General features: G+C 52.7%; 3 protein-coding genes. All 3 read right to left on the reverse strand.

From position 1 onward, the window contains the following. Positions 1–123 precede the first annotated feature (123 nt). A complete protein-coding gene (locus tag QME66_13505; protein MDI6809963.1) occupies positions 124–975 on the reverse strand; it encodes a DUF1670 domain-containing protein in 852 nt (283 codons plus the stop codon). Beyond that, a complete protein-coding gene (locus tag QME66_13510) occupies positions 962–1,837 on the reverse strand; it encodes a DUF1670 domain-containing protein (GenBank protein MDI6809964.1) in 876 nt (291 codons plus the stop codon). Before QME66_13510 ends, QME66_13505 begins: the two co-directional genes overlap by 14 nt. Positions 1,838–1,958: 121 nt before the next feature. Next, positions 1,959–2,128 (reverse strand): FlgD immunoglobulin-like domain containing protein (locus tag QME66_13515; GenBank protein ID MDI6809965.1); only part of this gene is annotated, 170 nt, incomplete at its 5' end.

Consider the following 2,128-nt stretch of genomic DNA (forward strand, 5'->3'; position numbering starts at 1 on the left):
TGGGAAAGGAGAGGCGAAGCGTTGCCTACGATGACAATGACGCCTACCAGTCTGATGGCCGCTAACTTTGGAAACATCATTCGATCTCGCATCAAAACGCAAGTTCTACGTCGTCGCTACCTTCTATAGTGCCAAATGGCCCCGGGTGGGATTTTTGTATTTTTTTGTCTTTTTCAATGTCTGCTTCTTAGCAAGCTTGGGGTGAAGCTGGCTTGCGATGCGCGTGTATTCTAGCACAACTCGCTTGCCGATGCCGACGAGGTGAGCGATCTCATCCACCGTCATTCCTTTTTCCATCAGCTGCATGACTCGGCGGTAGTGATTGAGGTATCGCCCTACCGATTTCAGATGATGATTCGTGCGCTGTGCAATGTCTGCTTCACCAACACCTCGCTCCCACAACGTACAGATCAGCGCTTTGTGGGTCGGGTTGCTGCCTTGGTCGTAAATGTATCCTCGCAACGGAAGCGTCTTGTCAGGATTCTCAGCATAATACTGTTTGATGTATTTCCCAATCACTCCTAATGATCGATTCATGATCACCGACAGCTCACCGATCGTCAACGACGTCCCCTGCTCATACGCACTCCACAGCAGCCGAACCATCTGAGCCACTTCACGCCGATCACTCCACTGGTAGTTATCGTTGCGCACTCCCTTCCGGTGACGGATCCGTCTGTCCACGTCTTCTGGATTCACGTAAGGAAGGTAGATCGTCTTCGCCGGGTACTCCTCCGCTCGCTTCGCATACTTGATCGTCTCATCTTCCAACGCTTGCGTCCGCCAACATAACGTTCCCGGCATCATCTTCCCAGCGTCACCATAATAAAGCGTATGCAACTGCTCCAAGTCCTCTGCTAATTGCTCCAGCACGCGATGACTTCCCAAGATCTTGTATTCCATCTCCAACAGATGCACAACCGACTGCTTGTACGTCCGTTTGGTTATCGCCCCATATCGATCACGCACCGGCATAGGCGGTCCTCCTTTTTTTCCCCGAGCCGCCTATCCGGAAGCCTTCCTTGCGTCTGTCTAACTCCTTGTATTCCAAAACCTTGGCGCCACCCCCATACCGCTCAACGATTTCCTTCAACCGCTCTGGGTAGTGTCGTATCGCCTGGTAATACAGTTTCTGATACTCACGCAGTAGTGCCTCACTGATCCCCAGCACATAACTGCGTTCATCAGGCCGAAGTTTCTTTCGTCGCAACGCATAGACAACTCTTCCAAAGGTCTCCACGTAGCGCTTGATCGCTTGCATCGTGTGTCGCATCCCCGTCTCAATCTCTGCATACGTCTTCCCCTGCAGATACAACTCCACGATTCGCGCCTTGTGACTCTTCGCTCGCCCGATGCCTTCGTAATACCCTCGCGTTTGTACTTCGCACCCTTCTCTTCGCAATCGCTGAACATCTCGCTTTACCGTCCGGACCGATATCCCCAGCATCCTCCCCAAATCTTCTGTGCTGAAGACAACTCCTTGGTCAATCCCTTCTTCGATCACCCGCAACATCCGCATCGACCGTAAGGCGATCCTCCCGTGCCGCTTCTCATACTCGATGTCTTCGATCCCTCCATCGAGTGTTACCACAACTTCCTTCTTCTTTACTTCCTCTATCGTCTTGCCAGCACTTTCTCCCAATGTCACACCAACCACGCGATGCTTCCCTCGTTCCAGCGTCTTCCCTTCAAGCAATATTCCCTTTGCTGTCTCCAACACCAAGTCCGATTCACGAGGACTCAGCTCAAATCCGTTCTTCAACTCCCACAGCAACAACCCATCTGCATGCTTCTCCTTCAAGCGCCTCATTTGCTCCTGCCGCACTACGCTAGCCATTGTTTTCCTCCTTCTGTTGAGATGTTCTCTCTGCCCAATGAACCACGGCGTTGCTTTCAAGTTACTCACCGCACATCCACTTGGCAAGCTTTTCCATCCCACCAGGGGGTGACAAATGGCACTATCTCAGGAGAAGCATCTTGCGCGTCAGCACGGATGCTCCCGAGCGAAGCTGATAGACATAGACGCCAGAGGCTACTACCTGCCCTCCGTCGTCTTTTCCATCCCAGCTCAGGTTGAAGCGCCCCGGTTGATGCAATGCCGATGCGAGCGTCCGGACATGACGGCCCA

The organism is Candidatus Eisenbacteria bacterium (assembly GCA_030017955.1).
Taxonomy (GTDB): Bacteria; Eisenbacteria; RBG-16-71-46; order JASEGR01; family JASEGR01; genus JASEGR01.